The 25636-nt window shown below is 57.1% G+C and carries 26 protein-coding genes and 1 tRNA gene; 16 read left to right on the top strand and 11 right to left on the bottom strand.

Annotated elements, in window-relative coordinates:
• The first annotated feature begins 125 nt into the window (after positions 1-125).
• The 7 genes from rimP (at position 126) to AC0V6L_RS01810 (ending at position 7242) form a co-directional block, all read left to right on the top strand.
• The gene (gene rimP, locus AC0V6L_RS01840; protein WP_486147584.1) at positions 126-704 is read left to right on the top strand and encodes a ribosome maturation protein RimP; all 579 of its coding nucleotides are present in this window, start codon (positions 126-128) and stop codon (positions 702-704) included.
• Entirely contained in the window at positions 704-2350 is a 1647-nt protein-coding gene (gene nusA, locus AC0V6L_RS01835; protein WP_486152602.1) for a transcription termination factor NusA, read from the top strand. The genes rimP and nusA overlap by 1 nt, the downstream gene beginning before the upstream one ends.
• Positions 2331-3095 carry a DUF448 domain-containing protein gene (locus tag AC0V6L_RS01830; protein ID WP_486152600.1) on the top strand — a complete coding sequence of 255 codons (765 nt, stop codon included), beginning with the start codon at positions 2331-2333 and terminating at the stop codon, positions 3093-3095. Before nusA ends, AC0V6L_RS01830 begins: the two co-directional genes overlap by 20 nt.
• Before the next feature lie 45 nt (positions 3096-3140).
• The gene (infB, locus tag AC0V6L_RS01825; RefSeq protein WP_486152598.1) at positions 3141-5681 is read left to right on the top strand and encodes a translation initiation factor IF-2; all 2541 of its coding nucleotides are present in this window, start codon (positions 3141-3143) and stop codon (positions 5679-5681) included.
• A 135-nt stretch (positions 5682-5816) separates the two neighbouring features.
• Positions 5817-6245, top strand: coding sequence for a PaaI family thioesterase (locus tag AC0V6L_RS01820; protein ID WP_486152596.1), 429 nt, complete (start codon positions 5817-5819; stop codon positions 6243-6245).
• The gene (locus AC0V6L_RS01815) at positions 6242-6697 is read left to right on the top strand and encodes a PaaI family thioesterase (RefSeq protein ID WP_486152594.1); all 456 of its coding nucleotides are present in this window, start codon (positions 6242-6244) and stop codon (positions 6695-6697) included. Before AC0V6L_RS01820 ends, AC0V6L_RS01815 begins: the two co-directional genes overlap by 4 nt.
• Positions 6694-7242, top strand: coding sequence for a DUF1697 domain-containing protein (locus AC0V6L_RS01810; RefSeq protein WP_486152592.1), 549 nt, complete (start codon positions 6694-6696; stop codon positions 7240-7242). The genes AC0V6L_RS01815 and AC0V6L_RS01810 overlap by 4 nt, the downstream gene beginning before the upstream one ends.
• A gap of 78 nt (positions 7243-7320) precedes the next feature.
• Here the strand turns inward: AC0V6L_RS01810 and AC0V6L_RS01805 are convergent, their stop codons facing one another.
• Entirely contained in the window at positions 7321-7581 is a 261-nt protein-coding gene (locus AC0V6L_RS01805; RefSeq protein ID WP_486152590.1) for a hypothetical protein, read from the bottom strand.
• A 184-nt stretch (positions 7582-7765) separates the two neighbouring features.
• Between AC0V6L_RS01805 and rbfA the strand changes: the two genes are divergently transcribed.
• A complete protein-coding gene (gene rbfA, locus AC0V6L_RS01800; protein ID WP_486152588.1) occupies positions 7766-8173 on the top strand; it encodes a 30S ribosome-binding factor RbfA in 408 nt (135 codons plus the stop codon).
• A gap of 98 nt (positions 8174-8271) precedes the next feature.
• Here the strand turns inward: rbfA and AC0V6L_RS01795 are convergent, their stop codons facing one another.
• On the bottom strand, positions 8272-8847 hold the full coding sequence (locus tag AC0V6L_RS01795) for a YceI family protein (RefSeq protein WP_486152586.1): 576 nt from the start codon (positions 8845-8847) through the stop codon (positions 8272-8274).
• A 47-nt stretch (positions 8848-8894) separates the two neighbouring features.
• A complete protein-coding gene (locus tag AC0V6L_RS01790) occupies positions 8895-10520 on the bottom strand; it encodes an AbgT family transporter (RefSeq protein WP_486152584.1) in 1626 nt (541 codons plus the stop codon).
• Between the two features lie 121 nt (positions 10521-10641).
• Here AC0V6L_RS01790 and AC0V6L_RS01785 point away from each other — a divergent pair, with 121 nt between their 5' ends.
• The 5 genes from AC0V6L_RS01785 (at position 10642) to AC0V6L_RS01765 (ending at position 15894) form a co-directional block, all read left to right on the top strand.
• Positions 10642-11235: a thymidine kinase gene (locus tag AC0V6L_RS01785; RefSeq protein WP_486152582.1), complete on the top strand. Its 594-nt coding sequence runs from the start codon at positions 10642-10644 to the stop codon at positions 11233-11235.
• A complete protein-coding gene (truB, locus tag AC0V6L_RS01780) occupies positions 11216-12238 on the top strand; it encodes a tRNA pseudouridine(55) synthase TruB (protein ID WP_486155033.1) in 1023 nt (340 codons plus the stop codon). Before AC0V6L_RS01785 ends, truB begins: the two co-directional genes overlap by 20 nt.
• Positions 12239-12249: 11 nt before the next feature.
• Positions 12250-12519: a 30S ribosomal protein S15 gene (rpsO, locus tag AC0V6L_RS01775; RefSeq protein ID WP_486147560.1), complete on the top strand. Its 270-nt coding sequence runs from the start codon at positions 12250-12252 to the stop codon at positions 12517-12519.
• A 274-nt stretch (positions 12520-12793) separates the two neighbouring features.
• On the top strand, positions 12794-15103 hold the full coding sequence (gene pnp, locus AC0V6L_RS01770) for a polyribonucleotide nucleotidyltransferase (protein WP_486152580.1): 2310 nt from the start codon (positions 12794-12796) through the stop codon (positions 15101-15103).
• A 95-nt stretch (positions 15104-15198) separates the two neighbouring features.
• On the top strand, positions 15199-15894 hold the full coding sequence (locus tag AC0V6L_RS01765) for a spermidine synthase family protein (protein ID WP_486152578.1): 696 nt from the start codon (positions 15199-15201) through the stop codon (positions 15892-15894).
• Between the two features lie 22 nt (positions 15895-15916).
• On the opposite strand, the gene AC0V6L_RS01760 is transcribed toward AC0V6L_RS01765, so the two are convergent.
• The 4 genes from AC0V6L_RS01760 to AC0V6L_RS01745 all read right to left on the bottom strand — a co-directional run bounded on the left by AC0V6L_RS01760 (position 15917) and on the right by AC0V6L_RS01745 (position 18618).
• Positions 15917-16846 carry a DUF481 domain-containing protein gene (locus tag AC0V6L_RS01760; protein ID WP_486152576.1) on the bottom strand — a complete coding sequence of 310 codons (930 nt, stop codon included), beginning with the start codon at positions 16844-16846 and terminating at the stop codon, positions 15917-15919.
• Position 16847: 1 nt separating this feature from the next.
• Positions 16848-17375, bottom strand: a complete 528-nt coding sequence (locus tag AC0V6L_RS01755; RefSeq protein ID WP_486152574.1) for a DUF1993 domain-containing protein — start codon at positions 17373-17375, stop codon at positions 16848-16850.
• A gap of 205 nt (positions 17376-17580) precedes the next feature.
• Positions 17581-17847, bottom strand: a complete 267-nt coding sequence (locus AC0V6L_RS01750) for a hypothetical protein (RefSeq protein WP_486152572.1) — start codon at positions 17845-17847, stop codon at positions 17581-17583.
• A gap of 66 nt (positions 17848-17913) precedes the next feature.
• On the bottom strand, positions 17914-18618 hold the full coding sequence (locus AC0V6L_RS01745; RefSeq protein ID WP_486152570.1) for a GcrA family cell cycle regulator: 705 nt from the start codon (positions 18616-18618) through the stop codon (positions 17914-17916).
• Between the two features lie 113 nt (positions 18619-18731).
• Between AC0V6L_RS01745 and AC0V6L_RS01740 the strand changes: the two genes are divergently transcribed.
• Entirely contained in the window at positions 18732-19625 is an 894-nt protein-coding gene (locus AC0V6L_RS01740; RefSeq protein ID WP_486152568.1) for an ABC transporter permease, read from the top strand.
• On the opposite strand, the gene AC0V6L_RS01735 is transcribed toward AC0V6L_RS01740, so the two are convergent.
• Positions 19602-20228 (bottom strand): hypothetical protein, encoded by a 627-nt coding sequence (locus AC0V6L_RS01735; protein ID WP_486152566.1) that lies wholly within the window; start codon positions 20226-20228, stop codon positions 19602-19604. The genes AC0V6L_RS01740 and AC0V6L_RS01735 overlap by 24 nt on opposite strands.
• A gap of 133 nt (positions 20229-20361) precedes the next feature.
• Positions 20362-20742 carry a heat shock protein HspQ gene (hspQ, locus tag AC0V6L_RS01730; protein ID WP_486147543.1) on the bottom strand — a complete coding sequence of 127 codons (381 nt, stop codon included), beginning with the start codon at positions 20740-20742 and terminating at the stop codon, positions 20362-20364.
• 176 nt (positions 20743-20918) lie between these two features.
• Here hspQ and AC0V6L_RS01725 point away from each other — a divergent pair.
• Positions 20919-21008: transfer RNA gene (locus tag AC0V6L_RS01725), tRNA-Ser, on the top strand.
• 393 nt (positions 21009-21401) lie between these two features.
• On the opposite strand, the gene AC0V6L_RS01720 is transcribed toward AC0V6L_RS01725, so the two are convergent.
• Positions 21402-22499, bottom strand: a complete 1098-nt coding sequence (locus AC0V6L_RS01720; RefSeq protein WP_486152564.1) for a recombinase family protein — start codon at positions 22497-22499, stop codon at positions 21402-21404.
• A 270-nt stretch (positions 22500-22769) separates the two neighbouring features.
• Between AC0V6L_RS01720 and AC0V6L_RS01715 the strand changes: the two genes are divergently transcribed.
• Positions 22770-25013 carry a protein kinase domain-containing protein gene (locus AC0V6L_RS01715; RefSeq protein ID WP_486152562.1) on the top strand — a complete coding sequence of 748 codons (2244 nt, stop codon included), beginning with the start codon at positions 22770-22772 and terminating at the stop codon, positions 25011-25013.
• A gap of 3 nt (positions 25014-25016) precedes the next feature.
• Here AC0V6L_RS01715 and AC0V6L_RS01710 read toward each other — a convergent pair whose 3' ends face one another.
• Entirely contained in the window at positions 25017-25556 is a 540-nt protein-coding gene (locus AC0V6L_RS01710) for an ECF-type sigma factor (protein ID WP_486152560.1), read from the bottom strand.
• Positions 25557-25636 lie beyond the last annotated feature (80 nt).

Genomic DNA, 25636 nt, shown 5'->3' with positions numbered 1-25636 from the left:
ATGCTTCTAATTGAGCGTTATCCCGACATTGTCGATACAAATTCTGTAACGCTGGCGCCGTAAGGGGCCGGCCATCAATCGCTTTTGTATCACTGGTGTCGCATTGTGTTTCTACGAAGGTGCCTGTGACCGATCTTACGCGCTTGATTGAACTGGTGGAGCCTGAAGCGAAAGCTTTGGGCTTTGATCTGGTGCGCGTGCAGATGATGCAGTCCGAAGCGGGTGAGGGCGGGCAGGCTTTGCAGATAATGGCCGAAGACCCTGCAACGGGCCAACTGGTGATCGAACAATGCGCTGAATTGTCGCGCCGCGTCTCTGAACTGATCGACACGCGTGAGGAAGCGGGCGAAATGCTGGTTGAAGGCGCGTATCATCTGGAGGTATCATCGCCCGGTATTGATCGCCCGTTGACCCGCGAAAAAGACTTTGCCCAATGGTCCGGTCACGAAGCGCGCATCGTTATGCAAAAGGGCTGGACGGGCGAAGCCAGCGATAAGCGCGTGTTCAAAGGCGAATTGCACGGCATAAAAGACGGCGTGGTTTCGCTGGATGATGCCAAGACGGGCGCGGTGACGCTTCCGCAAAATCTTATTCACAGCGCCAAACTGGTTTTGACCGACCGGCTGATCGCTGCGACAAAGCCGCTTGATACAAGCGGCGCTGATACAATCGAAGAAGACACTCAAGAAAAGGCAGACAACTGATGGCCAGTGCCATTTCCGCCAACAAGGCAGAATTGCTAGCAATTGCAAACTCGGTGGCATCCGAGAAAATGATCGACAAATCGATCGTTATCGAAGCCATGGAAGAAGCGATCCAGAAATCCGCGCGCAACCGTTATGGCGCGGAGAACGACATTCGCGCAAAGCTTGATCCGCAAACGGGCGATCTGACCTTGTGGCGCGTGGTTGAAGTGGTCGAAGAGGTTGAGGATTACTTCAAGCAGGTTGACCTGAAAGCCGCGCAAAAATTGCAGGATGGCGCCGCGATTGGCGATTTTATCGTTGATCCGTTGCCGCCGGTTGATCTGGGCCGCATTGACGCGCAGTCCGCCAAACAGGTGATCTTCCAAAAGGTCCGCGATGCAGAGCGTGAGCGCCAGTTTGAAGAGTTTAAGGACCGGGCAGGCGAGATTATCACCGGTGTCATCAAATCGGTCGAATTCGGCCATGTCATTGTAAACCTTGGCCGCGCCGAAGGGGTGATCCGCCGCGATCAGCAAATCCCTCGCGAAGCTGCACGTGTGGGTGAACGGGTGCGCGCTCTTATCACCAAGGTTGAGCGCAACAATCGCGGTCCGCAAATCTTCCTGAGCCGCGCTGCGCCTGATTTCATGCGCAAATTGTTCGCGCAGGAAGTGCCCGAAATTTACGACGGCATTATCGAGATTAAAGCCGCTGCACGCGATCCGGGAAGCCGGGCAAAAATCGGTGTTATCTCTCACGATTCCAGCATCGACCCGGTTGGGGCCTGTGTGGGGATGAAAGGCAGCCGCGTTCAGGCAGTCGTCCAGGAATTGCAGGGCGAAAAGATCGACATCATCCCATGGTCGGATGATGCGGCGACCTTTATCGTAAACGCTTTGCAGCCTGCCACAGTTGCGCGGGTTGTCCTTGATGAAGACGATGGCCGCATCGAAGTGGTGGTTCCTGATGATCAGCTTTCGCTTGCCATTGGCCGGCGCGGTCAGAACGTCAGGCTGGCAAGCCAGCTGACGAGCAACCAGATCGACATCATGACCGAAGAGGAAGCTTCGGAAAAACGCTCCAAGGAATTTGCTGAGCGTTCCAAGATGTTTGAAGAAGAGCTCGACGTGGATGAAACTTTGTCGCAGCTGCTCGTGGCAGAAGGCTTCGCAATGCTCGAAGAGGTTGCCTATGTCGAATTGGCGGAACTGGCCGCCATCGAAGGTTTCGATGAAGAGCTGGCCGAAGAATTGCAAAGCCGCGCAAGCGAGGCGATTGAGCGCGCCGAAGAGGGCCACCGGACAGTCCGGCGCGAACTGGGCGTTGAAGATGACCTTGCAACCATGCCGCACCTTACCGAAGCGATGTTGGTCGTGCTGGGCAAAGCGGGGATCAAAACTCTCGATGATCTGGCCGATCTTGCGACCGATGAATTGATCGCCAAGAAACGCGAAGCGCCCAAGCGCCGCAACAACAATCCCGATGGCCCGCCAATGCGCCGCCCGCAGCGCGAGCAGGACAAAGGCGGTGTGCTGGGCGAATACGGTTTGACCGAAGAGCAGGGCAACGAGATCATCATGGCTGCCCGCGCGCACTGGTTCGAAGATGAGGAGCCCGCAAGCGCTCCCGCTGAGGAGGCCGCCAATGCGGACTCCACCCAATGAGCGCGTAACGTCCGCCATCGCTGAGACAAAAGGCACTCGCGCTTCTGCGAGCGAGAGGCGCTGTGTGCTGTCGGGTAAGACCGGCCTGCGCGCCGATCTGGTGCGGCTCGCCATTTCGCCGATTGATGAAAAGGGCGAATGTCATGTGCTGCCCGACCCATCCGGCAAAGCGCCGGGACGCGGGGCATGGATTGCGCCTGACAGAAAGGCACTTGAAGCGGCGATGGCTGATGGCCACCTTAACCGGGCGTTGATGCGCGCGTTCAAAGGCGGGCCAAAAGACGCCAGCTTGACCATCCCGGACGATTTACCGGACCGCGTCGATGCCGCATTGCGCCGCAGCCTGACCGAAAGGCTTGGTCTGGAATGGCGCGCTGGCACTTTGGTTTTGGGCTCGGCCCGGATCGAAGAACAGGCCCGAACCGGGCGCATTGCGCTGCTTGCTCACGCCTGTGATGCCAGCGAAGATGGGCGCAAACGGCTTGATCAGGCATGGCGAGTGGGCAGCGATGCGGAAGGTTCCGGCAAGCGCGGGGCAACCTTGCCACTGGACCGGGCCAGCCTGTCTGTGGCATTGGGCCGCGAGAACACCGTCCATCTGGGCGTTGCAGGCCATGCGGGCGACATGCGCGCAGCAGGCCGGGTGGGTCAGGCGATTGATCGTCTGGCGAAGTTTACAAGCGGCGATATGCCCGCTTTTGAAGGATCGAACACGGGCGCATCATGCGCCACGCCCGCTGAATGATCGGCGGGGGCAAATGGTTATATTTGAAGGGCTTTTGAGCACATAATGAGCGACGAACCAGAAAAACGCACACGCAAACCACTGGGCCTTAAACGCGCGGTTGATGCTGGCGAGGTCAAGCAGACCTTTAGCCATGGCCGCACCAATAAGGTGGCTGTGGAAGTGAAGCGGCGGCGCAAGCTCACCAAGCCGGGCGAAACCCCAGCGCCCGAAGCCGCGCCCGCTCCAGCGCCTGAACCCGCACCCGCGCCAGCCCCTGCGCCTGCTCCGGCGGTCAAAAAGCCTGCGCCTGCCAAAAAAGCGCCCGCTGGCGAAACCCCGCAGGAACGCGTTGCCCGTATGCAGCGTGAGGCGGAAGAACAGCGCCTTCAACAACTGGCCGAGGACCGCAAGCGCGAAGACGCCAATGCGCGCAAAGCTGCCGAAGAAGAAAAGCGCCGCGCAGAAGACAACAAAAAAGCCGAAGCCGACGCGCGGAAACGCGCCAAAGAAGAAGCCGCTGCTGCTGCTGAAGCTGAAGAAGCCGAAGCGAAAGCCAGCGCTGATGCTCCGGCGGAAAAACCCGCTGCTGCTCCTGCCGCGCGCAAGTTCACACCGATTGCCCGGCCAGAGACCAAAAAGCCTGAAAAGAAAAAGAAAGAAGACAAGCGCCCCTCCAAGGATGCAGGTGGCAGCAATGACAAACGCCGTTCTGGCAAGCTGACCGTATCGCGCGCACTCAACGAGGATGAAGGCCGCCGTGCGCGCAGCCTCGCCGCGCTCAAACGCGCGCGCGAAAAAGAGCGCCGGATGCAAGGCGGCGGATCATCCAAGCCGCGTGAAAAGCAAGTGCGCGATGTGATCGTGCCCGAAGCGATCACCGTCGGCGAACTGGCCAAGCGCATGGGCGAAAAAGGCGCAGATCTTGTGAAAGAGCTGTTCAATCTCGACATGATGGTGACGGTCAATCAGACCATCGATCAGGACACGGCAGAATTGCTGGTCGAACAATTTGGCCACAATATCGAGAAAGTCTCAGAAGCCGATATCGATATCGTTGCCGAAGAGGATGTCGATCCCGAAGAAACGCTGAAACCGCGTCCGCCGGTCGTCACGATCATGGGCCACGTCGATCACGGCAAAACCTCGCTGCTGGATGCACTGCGCGGTGCCAATGTCACCAAAGGCGAAGCAGGCGGGATCACGCAGCATATTGGCAGCTATCAGGTGACCACCAAGGACAAGCAGACGATCACGTTCCTTGATACGCCCGGCCACGCAGCCTTCACCGAAATGCGCGCGCGCGGGGCGAATGTCACCGATATCGTCGTGCTGGTTGTTGCTGCCGATGATGGCATCATGCCGCAGACGATTGAGGCGATCAATCACACCAAATCGGCTGGCGTGCCCATGATCGTTGCGATCAACAAAATGGACAAGCCCGAGGCCAACCCGGACAATGTCCGCAACCGCTTGCTCGAACACGAGGTGATCGTCGAGAAACTGTCTGGCGAAGTGCAGGATGTTGAAATTTCCGCGATCAAGAAAACGGGCCTTGATGAACTGCTCGAAAAGATCGCTTTGCAGGCTGAACTGCTCGAATTGAAAGCGAACCCGGACCGCGACGCCGATGCGACCGTGATCGAGGCGCAATTGGACAAAGGCCGCGGCCCTGTTGCTACCGTGCTAATCACGCGCGGGACTTTGCAACGCGGTGATACCTTTGTCGTTGGCACCGAAAGCGGCCGTGTGCGCGCCATCGTTAACGATCAGGGCAAGCAGATCAAGAAAGCCGGACCATCGACCCCTGTCGAAGTTCTGGGCCTTGGCGGCGTGCCATCGGCCGGCGATCAGCTGACCGTGGTTGAAAACGAACAGCGCGCCCGCGAAGTTGCCTCCTATCGTCAGGAAAAAGCGACCGAGCAGCGCACGGCGCTTGCCCCGACCAGCTTTGATACGATGTTCGCAGGCCTTGCCTCCAACGTCATCGAATGGCCGGTTCTGGTCAAAGCGGACGTGCAAGGCAGCGTTGAGGCGATTGTCACCGCGCTCCACAACATCTCTACCGACGATATCAAAGTCCGCGTGCTGCATGCAGGCGTTGGCGCGATCACGGAAAGCGATGTGACACTGGCAGCGGCATCAAATGCGCCGATCATCGGCTTTAATGTGCGACCCAATCCCAAGGCGCGCGATCTGGTCAAGCGCGATGATGTGCGCATGATGTATTACGATGTGATCTATCACCTCACCGAAGAAGTCGCCAAGGAAATGGCCGGCGAGCTTGGCCCAGAACGGATTGAAACCGTGGTTGGCCGCGCTGAGGTCAAAGAGGTGTTCAAATCGGGCAAGAAAGACAAGGCCGCTGGCCTGCTCGTCACCGAAGGCGTTATCCGCAAAGGCCTGTTCGCACGCCTCACGCGCGAGGATGTCATCGTATCGGCCACCACCATCGCATCCTTGCGGCGGTTCAAGGACGATGTGGACGAGGTCCGCTCGGGCCTAGAATGCGGCGTTGTGCTGGAAGATACGAACGACATCAAACCGGGCGACAGCTTGGAGGTGTTCGAAGTTGAAGAGCGCGAACGCACGATTGAGGTTGGGTGATCGAAGTCCCCTCCCGCTTGCGGGAAGTGCGGGGGTGAGAATGGGCTGAAAGGCCCCCTCTGGCGAGCGACTGGGCCCATTTATGCGAGTTAAGTATTGCTGCTTTCCCGCAAAATGGGGGTGAAGGGGTTTTGAATGACCAAATTCTGGGAAGGCCAACGTTCACCCTCAGCAGAGCTTATGGGCAGCGAATTTGTCGCGTTCGATGCAGACAAATGCGAACTCACAACCCGTTTCACCCCGCCGCCCAGCTTTGCGAGCCCGCGCGGCGCGGTGCAAGGCGGCCTAATTGCTGGTTTCCTCGACGAAGTGATGGGAGGCGCATTGCTGGCTTCTACGCAAGGCAGCGAAGACGGTATGAAGCTCCCGCTCAATCTCGATATGAACCTGACTTTCCTTGCCATGGTCCCGCTTTCCCCGATCATCGCCAAAGGGCGCGTGGTCAAATCCGGGCGGCGCGTCGCTTTCCTCGAAGGTGAATTATATGACGAAGTCAGCGGCAAAATGCTCGCGCGCGCGACTTCCACGGCTTTGCCCACCCCTGTTCCAGAAGATGCCACATGAGCGACGATAAAAACGGCTTTCCCGGCCTCGCTATTGATAGCGTCATGGGCTCCCCTCATTCCGATACGCTCGGCGCAGAATTTGTGTCGTTCGATGAAGAGACGGCCACAGCGACCATGCGCTTTACGGTCAAGGATCAGATGACCACTTGGCGCGGCGGGGTTCAGGGCGGATTGGTTGCAGGCTACCTCGATGATGTGATGGGCTATGCTTATGTCGCGGCGACGAGCGGGGAGCAGGCTCCGCTTAATCTTGAAATTTCCATGCAATTGCTGGGGCTTATCCCGCGCGGCGCTACCATTATCGGCAAGGGCCGGGTGGTGCGTGGCGGGCGGCGAGTGATCTTTCTCGAAGCGGAATTGCAAAGCGAAGAGGGCCAAGTCTTGGCCCGCGCAACCTCAACCGCAATCCCAACGATGCGGCCATCACCTGATGAGACGGGCATGGGATGATGCAGCGTTTCCTCGCGCTTCTCGGCAGTATCAATATTGGCGGCAACCGGGTCAAAATGGTCGATGTAAAGGCGGCTTTTGCCAATGCAGGATTTGGCGATGTGACCACAGTGGCGGCGAGCGGCAATGTCATCTTTGACAGCGCCAATGATCCCTCGCTGATCGAGCTCCAATTGGAAGATCTGATCGCATCTTCATTCGGCTTCAAATCCTGCGTTATGGTGCGCAGCCGCGAAGAGGTTGAGGCGGCGATTGAAGAAAACCCGTTTCACGGCACCGGCCCTAGCCATGGCAGCGACAAGATGGTCCACTCCATTTTCCTGAGCCAGCAACCAGAGCAAACCGCAGTGGACGCTCTGATCGAAGAACATCGCAGCAAGGGAAGCGAGCGGCTTGCGCTGGGTGACCGCGTGCTGTTTCTGGATTACGTGCACGGGGTGGGCGTATCGGATCTTTCGAACAAGGTTTTAGAGCGCCGACTCAAATGCAAAGGGACTGCGCGCAATATGAATTCGCTCAAGAATATTCTTGGAAAAATGATGTGAAAGCTACGCTTGGCGCGCACACAAAAAGGGCGAGCTGCTTTGCGCAGCCCGCCCTTTTGATTAACAGCGCGGCTTGGTTTAAGCGCCGTCGCCTGCGTTCTCTTTTGCGAGGTTGATTTTGCCCGCTTTGGCTCCGGTAATGTGGCCGGTTGAGCGCGCGGTGTTGTCAGCCCGGCGATCTGCGGTGCGTGTTTCTTCGCTCAATTCAACAGTGCCGCTGACCGTTTTCGTATTGGCTTCGTGGCGGTCATGCGTGCCGGGAGTTGCCCAGCGCTGCGCAGATGCCATAGAAGGCAGGACAAGCGCTGCAGCGACGATCATGTAAGTAACAGTTTTCATAAAGATCCCTCTTTTCGATTGCACTGACAGATATACCCATTAGCGTACCAAGAGTTCCAAATAACCACCGGAAAAGAAACGCTTTACTGATTTCAGTTTGCCATCGAACTTTTTGAAAAAATACACTCGATCTTGCTTGCTTTGTGAAATTTTTTAAGTGTTTTTATCGAGGAAATGACCGAAAATGTCCCGCCGCCAAGAACACACCGCAGAACAACATTCGGTTCGCGTCCTCAAAGTGGGGGAGCGGGTGCGGCATATCCTTTCGGAATTGCTCGCGCGCCAGGAAGTGCATGATGACGTGGTGAGCGCGTCCAATATTGCTGTGACAGAAGTGCGCATGACGCCTGATCTGCGCAATGCCACCGCTTATGTGAAACCGCTGCTCGGCACGGGTGAGGATGATGTGGTGCGCGCTCTTCGCCAGAACACCGCGTTTCTTCAGCGCGAAACCGCCAAACGGCTGGGCCTTAAATTCGCGCCCAAGCTCACCTTCCGCAAGGATGAGAGCTTTGCCGAAGCGGACCGGATCGAAGAGCTGCTGAATGATCCCAAAGTCGCAAGAGACTTGGATAGGGACGAGACTGGCTGACACTTGCAGTGCGCCCGCCTCAGGCCAATGCCTCATCATGACAGGCGGGGCGAGGGGGTCAGAGTAGCCTCTCCCAACGCCGCCAAGCTGCGCGATTGTCAGTTCGGCGTCATTCGCGCTTTCAGGGTGATCTTGACCTTTTTGCCGACGATCAACTGATACGCTGTCATCCCGTAATCGCGCCGGTCGATTGTCATCGTGCCGGTGAAGCTCACCGCCTGCCCTTTGGCCGCGCGCGCCGGATCGCGGTCAAATGTCACCGCAAGGGTCTGAGTTTTGGTCACTCCGCGCGCGGTCAATTCGCCGGTCACCGTGCCTTTGGTCGGTGATGATAGTGTGAGCGATTTTCCGACAAACCGGATGGCCGGATATTTCTCAACCCAAAAGAATTTCTGACCGCGTAGCCGGTCCAGCGTGGTTTTATCAGGCGCTTCCAATGCGGTCGCGTCGAAGGTGACATTGACCCGCGCGCGCTCAGGTGCGCCCGGTACGATGGTGACCCGGCCTGACATCTTGGGAAAACGCGCAGTTTTGCTCGACAGGCCAAAAAAGGGGACTTTGGCTGAAACCGCGCTCGCGCTGGGATCGAGCGTGTATGTGCGCGGCGCAGAGCTGTTGGCGAGCAGCGCAAAGGGTGCAAGCAGGGCAAACAGCATGAGGCGCATCGGGGGCATAGTCACAAGTCCTTTAACAGGAATACGTGCCAGCCCCGCGATAGGTTTCACCCCGCAGAGCCTGGCAGTGCATATCCGACAGGCGCGTCAGGCCCCAATGGAATGCCAAGATAGAACCACAGCACAATCAGCACAGTGCCCGAAATCAGCAGCCAGATCGAATAGGGGATCATCATCGCGGTAAGCGACCCGAGGCCAAAATCAGGCTGCCAGCGGCGCGCAAACACCAGGATCAGCGGGAAATACACCATTAGCGGGGTGATGATATTGGTCGCGCTGTCGCCCACCCGGTAAGCCGCCGTTGCGCCTTCGGGGCTGATCCCCAGCAGCATCAGCATCGGCACAAGGATCGGGGCAAGCAGTGCCCATTTGGCCGAAGCAGAGCCGACAAACAGGTTCAGAAAGCCCGAAAACAGCACCATCAATCCCAGCACCAGAGGCAGCGGCAATCCGGTCGACTCAATCGCACCTGCCCCGTGAACCGCCGTGATAAGGCCAAGATTTGACCAACTGAACATCGCGACAAAATGCGCCGCGGCAAAAGCGAGGACGAGGTAATAGCCCATATCCTTCATGCTTTCGGCCATCATCGCGACCAGATCGCGGTGGTTTTTGATCGAGCCGGTTGCGCGGCCGTAAGCCCAGCCGGTTAGCAGGAAGAGCAGGAAGAATGCCGCAACCAGCGATTGGTAAAGCGGGCGAAGCTGCGCATGGATCGAACAATCGGCCGGATCAATCCCTTCGCAAGCCGCCTCGTTCACAAGCGGCGTGCCAGGGCCAAAGACCATGAACACCCACAGCCCCACAACCACCAGCGCCGCCAGTCCCGCAGCGCGCAGGCCTTTGCCAGCGAGGGCCGCGTCCTGTGTAGACGGGTCTGTTTCATCACCGCCAGCAGATGCGCCGCCTGTCCATGCGCCCAGTTTGGGTTCGATCACTTTGTCTGTCACATACCAGATGATCGGCAGATACAGGAATGTCATCGCTGCGATGAAATACCAGTTTCCGGCCAGATTGGCCGTCCATGCCGGATCCAGCGCAGAGGCCGCGACGGCTTCTTCGGTAATGCCGAACAACAGCGCATCCAGCTGACCCGGCGAGATATTGGCCGAAAATCCGCCAGAAACCCCGGCAAAAGCCGCCGCGATGCCTGCCATCGGATGACGGCCCGCAGCAGCAAACAGAATTCCTGCCAACGGGATAAGCACCACATAGCCTGCATCGGCTGCGTGATTGCCAATCATCGCCACAAGCGCAACAACAGGGGTCAGCAAAGATGTCGGTGCAGATTTAACCGCGTTCGCCATGCCAGCGGCGAAAAAGCCCGAACGCTCCGCCACGCCTGCGCCCAGCATCACCACCAGAACATAGCCCAGCGGGTGGAAATGGGTGAAGGTTTTGGGCATTTCGACCCAGAGCCTTTGAATGTTTTCAGGCGATAACAGGCTGACCGCAGTGATAACTTCGGCGCTGCCAGTGGTTTCATCCAAGCTGGTGGGGTGGAGCGCGGACACGCCCAGCATCGCGCACAAAACCGAAATCAGAACGAGTGCGATAATCAGGTAAAAGAACAGGAACACCGGATCGGGCAGTTTATTGCCGGATCGTTCGACCCACCCCAAAATGCCTGTCATACCTTGCGCGTTCGTCGCGTCTGGTGCGGCCGATGCCATAAAATTGATCCCCGTCTGAAGTTCGAAAGCGCGTTGGCTAGCATTGCGCAGGCCGCCTGTCAGGGGGATTAATGCGCATCTGCTTCTGGCGCAGCGCGAGCAGGGTGGTTAGGCACAGCCTATGGCGAAACTCTATTTCTATTATGCCAGCATGAATGCGGGCAAATCCTCTTCGTTGTTGCAGGCGGATTTCAATTACCGGGAACGCGGGATGCGCACCATGGTGTGGACAGCGCAGATCGACACGCGATCGGGTGCAAAGGTGAGCAGCCGCATCGGGCTTAAGGCGGACGCACACACATATAGGGCAGACACTGATTTAGGCGCGCGCATTGCCGCCGCGCATAGCGAGCAGGCGCTGGATTGTGTGCTGCTTGATGAAGCGCAATTCTTGTCCGAAGCGCAGGTATGGCAATTGGCAAAGCTGGCGGATGAAAGCGGCATTCCGGTGCTGTGCTATGGACTGCGCACCGATTTTCAGGGCGCGCTGTTTCCCGGTTCTGCCGTTCTGCTGGGCATTGCGGATGCTTTGGTTGAGCTGAAAGCGGTGTGCCATTGCGGACGCAAGGCGACGATGAATTTGCGCGTCGACGACGCTGGCCGTGCGGTGGCCGAAGGAGAGCAAACCGAAATCGGCGGGAATGACCGCTATGTTGCTTTGTGCCGCAGACATTTCAGCCGGGCACTGGCCGGTGATGCGAGCGCGGCAGGATAAGGCGGTGAGCGAGGACAAGAAACCGCAACCCCATGGCTGGATCATCCTCGATAAGCCGCGCGGGCTTGGTTCAACCCAGGGCGTCGCGGCGGTCAAACGCAATCTGCGTCAGGGCGGCTATGCCAAGACCAAAGTGGGCCATGGCGGGACGCTTGATCCGCTGGCCGAAGGGGTTTTGCCGATAGCTCTGGGCGAGGCGACGAAGCTGGCCGGGCGGATGCTGGATGCCTCGAAGATTTACGAGTTTGCCGTCAAGTTTGGCGAGGAGACCGATACGCTCGATACTGAAGGCGAAGTGACCGAGCGTAGCGACGTGCGCCCGATTTTTGAACAGATTGAAGCGGTGCTACCCCAATTCACTGGACCGATCGAGCAAGTGCCGCCTGCGTTTTCCGCTATAAAAGTGGACGGCAAGCGCGCCTATGACCTGGCGAGGGCGGGGCAAGCGGTGGAGCTAAAGAGGCGGGCTGTCATAATACACTCTCTCACCGTTCATCCTGAGCTTGTCGAAGGATTGTCCTTCACTTCCAGCCAATCAGGACAAGAAAAGAACAGCCCTTCGACAGGCTCAGGGCGAGCGGGGTTAGAGAGCCTCACTCTCACAGCCCACGTATCCAAAGGCACTTATATCCGCAGCCTTGCCCGTGATATCGCTCGCGCTCTTGGAACTTGCGGCCATGTCACGTATTTAAGGCGCACAAAGGCAGGGCCATTCTCCCAAACCCAGGCGATTTCGCTGGACAAGCTCAACGAAATCGCTAATGGCGCGCGGGTTACTGACCTCCTCCTGCCGTTAGAGGCGGGGCTGGACGACATCCCGGCCCTTTCCCTCAATCAGACAGACGCGCAGGCGGTCCAACAGGGCCGGGTCTTGTCTGATATGCCCCAATCTTCCGGGCTCTATTGTGCGATGCTGGACAATCGTCCGATTGCGCTGGTCGAGCTGATGGATGGGACGGCCAAGGTCGTCAGGGGTTTCAACCTTCCCGATGTCGCTGAGTAGAAAGAGAAATTATGTCCGTTTCGCCCGAGCGCAAACAAGAAATTATCAAAGAACACGCCCAACAAGACGGCGATACCGGTTCGCCGGAAGTTCAGGTCGCGATCCTTACAGAGCGTATCCGCAACCTCACCGAACACTTCAAAGGCAACCACAAAGACAACCATTCGCGCCGCGGCCTTCTGATGATGGTCAACAAGCGTCGCAATCTGCTTGCATACCTTAAGAACAAGGATGTTGAGCGGTACAACGCACTGATCCAGAAACTGGGTCTGCGTAAATAAGCAAACTGTGGAAGCGGCCCTTTGATCGGGCCGCTTTTGCTATCGGGGTGTGAGCAATCCCGCTACACCGCGATCCCATCAGGCAAAGGCACGCAATTCGGCGGCCTGGCCTTGGGGCATCGTTTCAACAGCCCCAGACCGGACCGGGACGGTACACCCGGTACTGGAAGTATCGCAGCAGAAAGTGGGTTTCCGGTTTCTGCGCCCGCGATGCGACCAGACAAGACAGGCCCCGCGCGCGCAATCAGGCCGGGCGGGTTCAAAAGGAAAATACATGTTCGATAAGAAAACCGTATCGCTGGAGTGGGGCGGCAAAACCCTCACCCTCGAAACAGGTCAGATTGCCCGTCAGGCAGACGGCGCTGTTTTGGCCACTTATGGCGAAACCGTGGTGCTGTGCGCAGTAACCGCCGCTAAATCGGTGAAAGAGGGCCAGGATTTCTTCCCGCTCACCGTGCATTATCAAGAAAAATTCTCAGCCGCAGGACGCATTCCGGGCGGCTTCTTCAAGCGCGAAGGCCGCGCGACCGAAAAAGAAACGCTGACATCGCGTTTGATCGACCGTCCGTGCCGCCCGCTGTTTCCCGAAGGTTTCTACAACGAAATCAACGTAATTTGCCAGGTTCTTTCCTATGATGGCGAGACCGAGCCCGATATCGTTGCGATGATCGCAGCCTCTGCCGCGCTCACCATTTCTGGCCTGCCGTTCATGGGGCCGATTGGCGCCGCGCGCGTAGGCTTCAACAACGAGGGCGAATATGTCCTCAACCCGACCGTTAGCGAAGCGCTCGGCGAAGATGGCAATCTCGACCTCGTGGTCGCCGCGACACAAGACGCTGTGATGATGGTCGAATCCGAAGCGAAAGAACTCACCGAAGAGCAAATGCTCGGCGCTGTCATGTTCGCTCACGAAGAAAGCCGTAAGGTTATCGGCGCGATCATCGATCTGGCTGAACAGGCTGCGAAAGATCCGTGGACGCTCGATCCGGTGGAAGACAAGACCGCTGCTCTTGAAGAGCTGCGCGGAGTTATCGGTGATGATCTGGCCGCTGCCTACAAAATCACTGACAAATCTGCCCGTCAGGATGCAGTGAACGCTGCGCGCGAGAAAGCGCGGGAACATTATGCTGACCTCGCAGAGAGCGATCCGGCGGAATATATGGGCCGCCTAAAGCTCGTCAAAAAGCTGGAAAGCGACATTGTGCGCAAGGCGATCCTTAAGGATGGTCAGCGCATCGATGGCCGCAAAACCGACGAAGTTCGCCCGATCGAGGCCATGGTCGGCCTGCTGCCGCGCACCCATGGTTCGGCGCTGTTCACGCGCGGTGAGACGCAGGCGATCTGCACCACCACGCTTGGCACCAAAGACGCAGAGCAGATGATCGACGGGCTCGAAGGGCTGTCGTATAACAACTTCATGCTGCACTATAACTTCCCGCCTTATTCGGTCGGCGAAGTGGGCCGCTTTGGCTTTACCAGCCGCCGCGAAACCGGCCACGGTAAGCTTGCCTATCGCGCGCTTCACCCGGTTCTGCCGACGGTTGAGGATTTCCCTTACACCATTCGCGTTTTGTCAGACATCACCGAAAGCAACGGCTCGTCCTCAATGGCGACAGTGTGCGGCGGTTCGCTCTCCATGATGGATGCAGGCGTTCCGCTCAAGCGTCCGGTGTCGGGTATCGCGATGGGTCTGATCCTCGAAGGCGATGACTTTACCGTTCTGTCGGACATTCTGGGTGATGAAGATCACTTGGGCGACATGGACTTCAAAGTCGCCGGCTCCGAAGAAGGCATCACTTCGCTGCAAATGGACATCAAGGTTGCCGGCATCACGCAGGAAATCATGACTCAGGCGCTTGAGCAGGCGAAAGCGGGCCGCGCGCACATCCTTGGCAAAATGACCGAGGCATTGAGCTCTTCACGCGGTGAAGTTTCCAAGCACGCGCCGCGCATCGAAACCATGCAGATCGACAAATCCAAGATCCGCGACATAATCGGCACAGGCGGCAAGGTTATTCGCGAAATCGTCGCGGAAACCGGTGCGAAAGTCGACATTGACGATGAAGGCACGATCAAGATCAGCTCTTCAAACGCTGATGAGATCGAAGCGGCCAAAAAATGGATCGAAGGCATTGTGGAAGAAGCCGAGGTTGGCAAAATCTACAACGGCAAAGTCGTCAACATTGTCGATTTTGGCGCTTTCGTGAACTTCATGGGCGGCAAAGACGGTCTGGTCCACGTTTCGGAAATGAAGAACGAGCGGGTTGAAAAGCCCACTGACGTTGTTTCCGAAGGTCAGGAAGTGAAAGTCAAAGTGCTCGAGATCGACAATCGCGGCAAAGTTCGCCTGTCGATGCGCGTTGTTGATCAAGAAACCGGTGAAGAGCTGGAAGACACCCGCCCGCCGCGCGAACCGCGCGGCGATAAAGGCGGACGCGGCGGCGGGCGTGGCGGCGATCGCCGCGGCGGCCGAGGCGGTGGCCGCGGCCCGCGCGGTGGCGGCGGCGGCCGTGATGGCGGCGGCGACAATGGCGGCGGGGGCGGTGACGGCCCGGCATCCATGCCCGACTTCCTCAAAGACTGAGCCTAACCGCTCTTTTATAAAAAGGCCGCTTGGGAGTAATCCTGAGCGGCCTTTTGCTTGTATAGATTGCTCGCACAAACAGTTTGGAGAACACCATGCTCCCCCGTGAGACTTTGGCAACGGCGCAAATTCCCGGCGGCGATGTTCTGACGCTTGTCAGTCATGGCCGTGATTTCATCATTATGCTGGGCCGCGATGAACTGATGGGCACGAGGATGCGGTATTCTGAGGAGCAATTGGCAAAGCTTACCTTGGAACAATTGGATGCGCCCGCACCGCATATCCTGATTGGCGGGTACGGAATGGGCTTTACCTACCGCGAGGCCCTACGCCGATTGCCCGAACGCGGGCGTGTGGTGGTGGCCGAAATTGTGCCCGAAATTCTGGATTGGGCCAAAGGACCGCTGGCTGAGCTGACCGGCGACACGCTGAATGATCCGCGCGGCACAGTGGAACTGTGCGATGTCGCAGGCCTGATTGATCGGGCCGGGGCCGGGGCAGGGGTAGGGGCAGGCGAGGGGTACGATGCCATTCTGCTTGACGTGGACAATGGCCCTGACGGCGTGGTGCGCGGCGCGAATGATCGGCTCTATTCGCGTACGGGACTTGCCAAAGCGCGCGATGCGCTGTTGCCGGGCGGCATTCTGGCCATTTGGTCAGCCGCGCCCGATCCGCAATTTACGCGGCGTTTGAGAGAAACCGGCCTGATGGTGGAGGCACGCGAAGTGCGCGCGCGGCCCGGAAACAAGGGGCCGCGCCACACGATCTGGTTTGCCAAAAAACAGGGTTAGAGGGGCACAAACCTGCCCTCGATCAGAAATCGTAGATCAAAGTGATCCGGCTGAGCGTATCGGTTTGCACCGCGCCAAGCGGCGGATTGGTGTCATGCTCAATCGTGTAGGATGCGCTCGCAGACAGCCCGCCGCCCAGCGCCGCAGTGATCCCGGTGGTGCTGGTATAGGTGCTGTTGCCCGACTGGATAAATGCGGCGGCATCTTCCGTTAGCGTCAGATTGTCCGAGATTTTCCAGTCAAAATCGAGTGCGGCAAGCCCCGCCAATGCGTTATCGCTGGTGCCATTCACAAATTCGGTGCGGCGATAGGCCGGGCCTGCTTTGAGTGAAAGCTGCATATTGTCGTTATCGATCACCCGGTAACCCAGACCGCCGGACACTGAATAGCGTGCTGAAAAGCCTTGAAACGTGTCGCGTTCCCACTGACCAAGGCCATAAGCGAACAAGCGATCAGAAATGTCGTAATTGGCCTCATAAGCAGCAAGGAATTGTTCGCGCGTCGTCACGCCGCCGCTTTCCTGGTAATCTACGAGACCCGTCAGCTTGTGCCGCCATTTGATACCCACGCGTTCAAGCGAAAGACCTGCGGTTACGCCCGTGTTTGACGCATTGCCGGTTGACCGGAACGCGCCCAATTGGCCCTGACCTGACCAATTGTCGAAGATGCCGGCATTGCGGATGGCTTCTTTTTCTGCGGCGGCTTCGGCAGCGGCAATTTCGGCCTGCTGCGCGGTGAAATCGGCCACCAAAGCGTCAATTTCGGCGGTGTCATCGGGATTGGTTGATTTGGCAATTTCGACCACGGCGGCGACCTTATCAGCATCGCCTGTCGCAACCGCGGCATCAATCATTGCTCGTACAGGATCGGGCACATCGGCCAGCGCAGCGCTTGGCAGGCCTAACGTCAGGACAGTGGCGGATACAGCAATGGCGGACTTCGAAAAGAACATATCAGCTCCCAATAATACGCGGTGCAAACAGATAATCGCGTTTGGTCAGCGGTAGCCCTTTCATGCGCAGGATGTCGTAAAAAGTTGTCGCATGGAAATAGAAATTGGGCTGCGAAAAGCTCAGCAGGAAATCCTGCATGGTGAATTGCATCAGGGTCTTGCCGCCTAGGATAAACGCGGTTTGGTTTTGCGCAGATGCTTCCAACTCATCGGAGGAAACGGCAGATATTCCGGCAAGCGCATCGTCAATCATCGCGCGCATCGCGTCCCAATCCTGCGGCAAATCGGTAAAGTCGGGGGTAAATTCGCCCGTCGGCGCCAGCTCCAGCGCAAGTTTGGAATGCACCCAGCACGATCGTACATGATACGGCAGCGGCCACATATCATCGGCCAGCTTTGCTTCGATCAGCTCGCTTGCAGGCATGCCCTGATCGGCGGCGAATTGTTCAGCCTTGTCAATCTGGGCGCGCACCCCGCGAAGGATCTGGCGGTAGCTGGGGACAAGAGCGTCATACAATGTGATGGCCATAGGCGCGTTCCTTTGTTTGCATTCAATTGATCGTCCATTCGCCGATACAGCGGCAAGACATCAAAGCGGGGGTGTTCCAGGATACCGTGTAATCGCGATCAAAGGGGCGTCAAGCAAGCGCAAGACTGTCTCGCGAGCGCACGGAACCGGGCAAAGGCAACGGCCCAAGTCACGCAGAATATCCCGTTAGGGATGGCTCACCGGTTCAGGGCTTCTTGTTCGAGCTAACGTCGGAAAGCAGGCTGAGCATGCTTTCTTTTGAACGAAAGCAAGCCAGCGCCCACAAAGCCAAACCGCCTGCGATCAACAGCATAGGCCACGATCCAGCCACCGAAAAGGTCTCTTCGGTAATGGTCGTATAGGTGAGCAACGCGGCTGCACCGGCGAGGATTAAACCCCAAAACCGTGACCACATAGTGCCGATCTTACGATCTAACCTATCAAAGCCGTTTTCAGCGCTCGGTTCGCTCATCTTTCCCTCGTGAAACGATTATAGCGTTTGATCTGAGTGACGAGGGAAAGACATAGCAAGCAAAAGTTACCGGACCCTTGGCCCGCCAAATGGCAGCGGGGGAGGGGGACGGCGCGCGCCGCGGGGCAATTGTGCCTGATAGGCTCTGCCGCAATGTTCAACGCAATAGGGAAAGCCAGGGTTCACCGGCGTTCCGCAAAAGTGGAAATCGGGTTCACCAGGGTGGCCCATGGGCCAACGGCAGACCTTGTCCGACAGATCGAGCAGGCTGGTCTTGTCCGCGATTTCTGGGCTGGGCTTGGCCGGGACCAAGCGGCGCGGCGGCGCAGGCGGGATCGGCGGTTGCTGATCGCCGGGGCCTTGCCGCAGGAAGCCGCCGGGGCCAACCGAGACGATCTTGGGCAGATCAGAAGAAGGGTTGGGAAGCGGCTGGGACGGGCCATCATAGGCCGGTTTGGCAGGCTCTGCCGCTTTGCCGCTGGCCGCAGCCGATTTGGCGGGCGCAGCGGGCTTTGCAGCCGGTTTGCCTGCGGCGGCCGCGCTGGATGCCTTCTTGCCTGTGCTGGCGGGCTTTGCCGAAGCCTTCTTGGCCGCCTTCTTTTTGTCGCTTGCCTTAACCGGGGAGGGGCGCGATTTCAGCCCCAAGCGGTGCGCTTTGCCAATCACGGCATTGCGGCTGACGCCGCCCAGTTCCTCAGCGATCTGGCTGGCGGTTGAGCCACCTTCCCACATCTTCTGGAGCGTCGCGATGCGCTCATCAGTCCAACTCATAAAGCCTCATCAATCCTTGTTTTCGGCGCGTGGCCGTATCCGGTGCGCCTGAGAGTGCAGGTGCAAGTTTTGCTCGCTTGCCTCTGTTCCTGCAAAGCACTAGGCGAGCGGCTATGGCCGATCAAGTCTCACCCAATTCTCTGACCGATCCAGAGCGCAATCCTGACAGCAGCACATTGTCCCCTCTCGCCAGTTTCCCGCCGCGCGGTGAACCGGTGATAACAGGCATCAATCGTGTTGGTGTCCTTGCCCTCTATATGAAGGAGGTGCGGCGGTTTCTCAAGGTGCAGACGCAGACGATTTGGGCTCCTGCGGTCACAACCTTGCTGTTTTTGGTGATTTTCACTGTCGCTTTGGGGCGAGGCGGGCGCGAAGTGCTGGATGTTTCCTTCGCAAGCTTTGTCGCGCCGGGGCTGATTGTAATGGGTATGATGCAAAATGCGTTTGCCAATTCCTCCTTTTCGCTGCTGTCGGGAAAGATTCAGGGCACAATCATTGATTTGTTGATGCCGCCGCTGTCACCGGGCGAACTGATGGCAGGGATAGTCCTGGCCGCGATAACACGCGCAATTGCGGTGGGCTTCACGGTTGCGCTCGCCATGGCGCTATGGCCGGGCGTTGACCTTGGCGTTGCGCATGTCTGGGCGGTCCTCTGGTTCGGCCTGATGGGTGCTATGATGCTTGCGCTGCTTGGGCTTGCGACATCGGTGTGGGCGGAGAAATTCGATCACAATGCCGCGATCACCAATTTTGTCATTGCGCCCTTATCTTTGCTCTCGGGGACGTTCTACGTGCTCGACAATCTCGCACCCGCTTTCCAGGCAATCAGCCGGGCCAACCCGTTCTTTTACGTCATTTCGGGCTTTCGCTATGGCTTTTTGGGGCAGAGCGACATTGGCAGCGACACCGCCGTTTGGATTGCGGCAATTGGGATTGGCGTGTTCAATCTTGTTATTGCGCTTGGAGTGTATGCAGTGCTTCGATCAGGCTGGAGATTGAAGAGCTGAATGCGTGTGCGAATAGCTTGGTGACAATTGGCCTAGGGCGCGGTGCGCACCCATAATGTCGGACACCGTGCCCAGATTGAAATGTTCAATGGTCCGGTCACCGTCGCTGTCGCGCCCGATCGCAATCGGCAGTCTGAGCGTACCAGTGCCATCGGGATGCTCGCTGCGTTCGATCTGGCCAATCCGATCACGCGGGACTGACTGAACTGATAATTTCCTGCCAAGCTGCAATTTCAAGACCCGTCTGGTCGTGACGACATAGAGGACTTTGCCGCCCTGCCAAAAAGGTAGGAATGGGACAGACAGCATTCCAATCCCGACAGCAATGAACGGCACACCAAACAAAGGGAATGCGTAAGACAGCAATCCGATGCCCGATCCATCATTAATGCTAGAGACGCCGGCAAAGGCCATCGCCGTCCAGAAAAGCGCAAATGCAGTCCACGGAACTGCAAAAAAATATATGCCGAACAGCTTGGCCTCGATCCGGGCCAATTGCATGCCGCGCCAGACAACTTGCTCGCCATCTTCCAGCTCACGGGAAAGCGCAAGGTCTAGCCTATGGCGCAGATTTCCATGGCCATGATGATTTCGAAACTGCATGCGCAATTACATTACGCAGCAAGCCGTTAGCGTTTGGTTATCGAGTGTTACCGAGGCAGATAGGGGTGCGCTTACGGTTTGGCGAGCGCCGAACAGCAGGCTTACCAAATAGCAGGCCTACCACATTGCGTGTCTAGTGCGTCAGCGCGCGCCGCATTCTGTAACGGCCATCCTTGAACCGCTCAAACAATTGCGGAACCGTTGGATGATCGACAGGTCCGCCTTCTGCGTCAGAGAGCAAGTTTCCTTGGCTGACATAAGCGACATAGCTTTCATCTTCGTTCTCAGCGAGAAGGTGATAAAAGGGCTGATCGCGCGGGGGACGGATATCTTCTGGGATTGATTGATACCAGTCTTCCGAGTTGGCAAAGACAGGATCGATATCAAACACAACGCCGCGAAAATCGAACATTCGGTGACGAACCACATCGCCAATACCAAAATGCGTGCGGGTTTGCCTGGGGGCGTTCAGCGTTCGCCCCGCCTGTGTTGAAAAGAATTCTGCACGGTCCATACTGCGGAAATATGGCCCGTTATGCGCGCAAAACAAGCATCTTGGCGATAGCTGTCCAAGATATACCCGCTTTTCAGAGCATTTGAGGTCTTGGCAAGATTGCGCGGACGCGCTAACCGCCGCGCTTCTTAATCGGCTCTGCGCATGACTGTGCAGAGCAGTGAAGACCTCGGTTAGGAGAGATGCCGGAGTGGTCGAACGGGGTAGTCTCGAAAACTACTGTGCCCTTACGGGTACCCAGGGTTCGAATCCCTGTCTCTCCGCCACCTACCCCCAGCACTGTTCTCTGTCTTCAGGCCACCTGCGCAAAGCCGCTGTGTGTGCGGGCTTTAGTAGGCCAAACCGCCGTTCGTTGGAACTTCAGTATCAGTCTCTGCACATTTCAGGCGGGTATTGCGCGGGCAGTCTCTGCGCCAATCGCAATCAGTTCGGTTTCCCTGTTTCGCAGGGAATTAACAGGGAAATTTGTTAATTTGAGGCCAAAAACAGGCCAATGTCATCAGATTCTCTCGAACGTTGACGGATAGAAATCCGCAATTACAGCGGTTTATAAGCCCCGAAAGGGGTTTCCCTGTTATTCGGCGTAACAGGGTATTTATTCGTCCATAACAGGGTACAAATTCAAAATAACAGGCCTGATACTCAGCCGAACAGGGAGGCTAGTGTACTGCCCAATCGAGCAGTTTTCGTTGCTCTTTCCAGCATAGCGGTATGTTCATTTCGATAAGCTGCTGAAGGTTGAGCGATGGCGGCTGCCGCCCTTCCAGGATATCGCGCTGAATATCTGGCGCCAGGAATGCTAGCCGAAGCAGTTTGCGCAGATAGGCAGTAGGCAGCGATTTCTCGATGAGAGGCATTCCTTTGCGATCACGGTCGAGCATGGAATGCGCGCGGCGCAACGCTGCAATTAGAGTCGGATCAGGGCTGATATCGGGCTTGCCGGATGCAACGATTCTGCGCTTTCCGCCGCGCAGTGGAAGTGCGACCGGCACGTGGATCCGGCAAAGCTTGGCGGAGGAATGGATGATCTCTTCACCATCATTTAGATATTGAGCGATGTCATCGTTAAGCTTCGCAGGACATTCAAAGATCAGCCCTCGATCGGCGATCTTTATCGCCAATATGGCGTTGATCGGTTGTTCCTCGCGCGGGAGCCAACGCGATGCGGTTTCGTTGACGATGGCTTCAATTTCCGGCGCGGGCAGTCTTTGAACAATGGTATCATCACGCTGACTGCCACCTTGTTGAAGCGAACCGGAGACATAATAGCGGAACACTCTGCCCGAGCTGCCCCGCGAGAATGATGGGCTCATCACCTCGCCAATTTGATCAAACAGCTTGCCGGCTAGCGTCGCCTTGGTGACACGGGTTTCGGTATCTGTGCGGTAACGGCGAGAATTTGCATTGAGCTTGGCTTGGACACGCTCGAACAACTCCGGATCGAGAATACCATCACGCTCGCCTTCATGGACCTTGTCCTTGTGAACGATCTTTCCAAGGTAGGTCCGATTGCGCGGCAGATGGAACAAGGCGCCTCGGCTAGACGGAAGACCGCCAGATGTTCGGCCTTTGGAATAGGTGTGCAGCTTGGAGATAAAGCCTTGCTTGGTAAGTTCGCGCTGGGAGGCATGCACCGAACCCAAATCCCAATAAAGGGCAAAGATGTGTCGGACATTTTCGGCCTCGGTCTCACTGACCAAAAGCTTTTGGGTGCCAACTTTTGGCCTGTCATATCCCAGCGGCAACGCGCCGCCCATCCACATGCCTTTGCCAGGCGAGGTGACCGCGAACTCACCATCGAAGAAAGGCGCGAAGTGTGGAAATGCACCCGCATGCCCCACAAGGTGCAATGGCCGGACTGGTGGACGGTCAGGGGCTGAAAGGCTGCTTTGCGCCCCAATCCAAGACATTGTGATCCGAAGCTTAGTCCCTGAAACTGGACCTCCGCGAGGTTGATTCGACTAGGGTTTCCAATACACAATCAATTGTGCAACAACTTCAAAGTACTCGGCCTGAGGCGATTTGATTTGGGGAAAAGAACTTTGGACTGGGCGATTATCTCGGAGGCTATGCAGCATCTTGATACGCTTGGATCAGATGATCTCGCCAAAGAGCTTGAGCAATTGCAAACAAACAACCCAGCACTTTCAGAAAGGATCGTTGCGCTTCGTGGAGGCAAGGCCAATGCCGGATCGTTCATGCAGACCAGAATGCCCGGCAGCGCTGGTGTAGGCAAACCTTCACTTGCAAAAGGCGCGACAGTGGATGTCTGGCAAATTGCCGAACTGTTAGGTTCTGGCGGCATGGGCGAGGTTTACAGAGCACAGCGTGCAGACGGTCTGTTCGAGCAGCAAGTCGCGCTCAAAATCGCGAAGACCAAAACTGCAGCTTTCAAGCAGAAGTTCGATGCAGAGCGCCAACGCTTGGCTCAATTGGAGCATCCCAATATCGCGCGGATTGTCGATGGTGGATCTGCCAAAGGGGGCGCTCCTTACATGACGATGGAGTTCGTGGACGGGCAGCCAATCGACGGATTTGTGCAGGCGAAAGGGCTCGATAGGAACGCGCGTCTTGGCCTGATTGGAAAGCTATGTGCAGCGGTTGCGCACGCGCACGGGCGGTTGGTTCTTCACCGCGACATCAAACATGAAAATGTTCTGATCAATTCTGACGGCGAGCTGAGACTGATCGATTTTGGCGTGGCCTCTTTGATCGAAGATACAACAGCGGAGACTGCTAGCGGCCCCCTGACTTTGGCATATGCTGCGCCCGAACAATTGCACGGCGAACCCGTTAGCGCGGCTACCGATATTTTCGCAATTGGAATGCTTGCGCACTTTCTTGAAACCGGCACTCTGCCAAAACGCCAAAGCGACGGCGGAGTGGCGATTGATGGCGGGCGGATTGGTGATGTGGACCTTGCTGCGGTGCTGGCAAAAGCCACCGCTTTTAGCCCGGCCAATCGTTACGCCTCGGCCGATGCGCTGGGTGATGATTTGCGTAGGTTGAAAGGCGGGTTTCCAGTGCTGGCCCGGCCTATCTCGGCAATGACTCGCTTTAAGAAGCTGGCAATGCGCAACAAGCTCACCTCAGCAATGAGCGTGGCGGCTCTGGCGGCAATTGTTGCCGGTGTCATCGGGGTGAGCGTCTTCGCAGTGCGAGCGAATGAAGAGGCGAATGCCAGCCGAATTGCACAGCAAAAAGGCGCGAACACAATCGAATATTATGAAACTTTGAACGCAGGTTTCATTGATTTCATCGCTGACATTGATCCGCGGTCCTCCGAGGGTAAAGCGGTGTTTGGCTCGATAGCCAAGCTTGAAGGGCGCGCGGTGCAATGGGAGCAGAGCGATCCGCAAAAGGCACTTCAAACCTATATTTTCCTAGCTGAAGTCTATGCCGATGCCGGAATGGATTTTGAAGCCGCGACAATCGGGCAAAGGCTGGCCTCGCAGGCTACGCAGTTGTCTTACGCCCCGGCATTAACTTTATCGAGCTTGATACATCCCTCTGAGGGTCTCGTTGAGAACAAGAAACTGCTTGATCAGTTGGATCGGCTTTATGCATTCTTTTCAAGTGACCAAATCGTTCACTCGTTCGATATCGCGCACAATCGCTGTGTGAGAGCAAGGCTAACCCGCGACAAGTCCGATGAGCGCGTTTGCCTCGATCTGGCGACGCGGCACCTCTCGCAAATCGATACAGACAACTATGCCGAAGCATCCGGTAACCTGACCTTGAGAGGGTATGCGATGGAAAGCGCGAGAAGCTTGCAAGAAATGGGCATGGCTAAGAAGATAGCCGAGGAAGCGATCGGGTATTACGGGAGCGATGATCGGCCCACTCCCGTCCCTGAGGCAAACTTCTGGCTCGGCCTTTCTGATATTGCTCAGATGGAAGAAGAATGGAGCACTTCTTTGGACAAGCTAAGCTCTGCATCACGGGCGCTCCAATCCTCTGCCCCTGCTCCATACCTTGAAATCGCAGTGAATATGGAGCTTGCGCAAACTCACTTCGCTATGGCTAACTATGCCGCAGCACAGGTAAGCGCCGAAAAAGCCGAAGCACAAGCCACGCAGATATACGGAGCTGATCATTATCAAGTGCGAGATGCTCGCTCCGAGATCGCACGCGCGCTCGGCAAACAGGGCCAAGAAGCTTTAGCGGGTCAGATGTTGGAAGATGTTATCAGTGCGGAGGCCAAAAGCGACAACGATCCTGCTGCTATAAAACGATACGGTAAAATGCTTGCCAGCGTGCGGTCCAATTAGCGATCAAGCCACATGCCGTGCCAGCCAATTGCGCGCATCGCTCCAATCACGGCGAACCGTTCGTTCTGAAATCTCGAGCATTTCTGCGGTCTCTTCTTCCGTCATTCCGGCGAAATAGCGCGCATCGACAATTCGCGCCCAACGCGGGCGGACGCTTTCAAGCTGGGTCATGAGCTCACCAATGGCGACCAGTTCTTCGGGGCTTTCGCCATATTCGACGATCTGTTCCACCGCGTCTTGATCATCGACTCGTTCATGTTGACGTTTCGCGGTGATTTTGCGGCGGGCATAATCGACGATCACATGCCGGATCGCGAGCGATGCTGCGCAAAGGAAGTGTTTGTCATCCTTCCACGTCTTGTTCTGCCCCAGCTTTAGGAAACTTTCGTGCAGGATATCCTCCGTCATCATCGTGTCGGCCACATTTGATCGGCGGCGACGCCCACGGGCTAGGCGAGCGAGCTTATCATAATGCTGCGTGAACAGGCGCGATGCTATGTCACGCTCGGTCTCATCATAATTGGCGGTATCTAATGGCGGCATCACCGCGCAGCATATCCTAGCACGCCGCATGCTCAATATTTTTCGCAAGAACTTTGTCCGGATTTTCCGCGGGCTCCCGT

The organism is Erythrobacter sp. JB1-15, assembly GCF_057365035.1.
The sequence above is the reverse complement of the archived record's forward strand: the minus strand, read 5'-3'. Positions and strand labels throughout refer to the sequence as shown.